The sequence below is a fragment of the Streptomyces sp. adm13(2018) genome (genome assembly GCF_008042145.1).
Classification (GTDB): domain Bacteria; phylum Actinomycetota; class Actinomycetes; order Streptomycetales; family Streptomycetaceae; genus Streptomyces.
On record NZ_RDBH01000298.1, the window covers coordinates 1 to 1,027 of the forward strand.

A 1,027-nucleotide genomic window follows, 5' to 3' on the forward strand; every position below is an offset into this window, starting at 1 on the left:
GGTGTGACGGGCCGGGGCATGGTGGTCGGTCCGGAGGCCTTCGGCGGGGGCGTCTTCGCCGCCGGGGTCCTCGTCGGGGGCGTCCGCGTCGGGGGCTTCTGCGGGGCGGCGATGCGCAGGGTGAGGCGCTGGCCGGGGAGGATGAGGTCGGGGTCGTCGCCGACGACGGGCCGGTTCGTGTCGTACAGGCGCTGCCAGCCGCCCGGGACCCGTTCGTCGCGGGCGATCTTCGACAGGGAGTCGCCCGGCGTCACGGTGTACATCTCGCGGACGGTGGGGACGGCGGTCGGGCCGACGTTCCTGGCCGGCCGCTCGGACAGGGCGCGCTGCCCGGGCAGGGAGGCGGTGGCGGGCGCGTTCCCGCCCCGGGACGCCTTCGGGGCGGCGGAGGCGGTGTCGGGGGCGTCCCCGCCGCGGGCGAGGCCGGCCCGCTGGCCGCAGGACGGCCACGCGCCGGGTCCCTGGCCCTTGAGGACCCGCTCGGCGACGGCGATCTGCTGGTCCTTGGAGGCGAGGTCGGCGCGCGGCGCGTAGTGCGTGCCGCCGTAGGCCTCCCAGGTGGACTGGCTGAACTGCAGACCGCCGAAGTAGCCGTTGCCCGTGTTGATGTGCCAGGTGGAGGTCGACTCGCAGGCCGCGACCTTCTCCCAGACGTCGAGCGACGCGGCGTGGACGGTGCCCGCGCCGATGAGCGGCAGCGCCATTCCGGCGCCTCCCGCGGTGACGGTCAGCGAGGCACGGTTGATCCGGCTCGGCTGGTGGCGACGGTGACGTCCGCGTACGGCCATGGGCCCCCCTTGAACACAGCAGTAGCGGTCCAAGTTAGGGCTTGTGCACGCTCCGTGACAAGGGCTTCGSCGAAGCCCAAGGCCCGTATGTCACCTTCCCGTTGACGCGGACACCGTCAGGCGGGCCCGGGCTGCGGCTGCGGCTCGGGCTCCGGGACGGGCCCGCCGGGCTGCGGAGCAGGACTCGGATCGGGCGTCGGCGGCCCCGGGACCGGGCTCGGCGGGCCCGTCCCGGAGCC

The 1,027-nt window shown here is 75.5% G+C and carries 1 protein-coding gene; it reads right to left on the reverse strand.

The features are described from left to right. The coding region (locus tag EAO70_RS36760; protein ID WP_148007110.1) for a transglycosylase family protein at positions 1-788 on the reverse strand (788 nt) is incomplete at its 3' end. Positions 789-1,027: the final 239 nt, after the last annotated feature.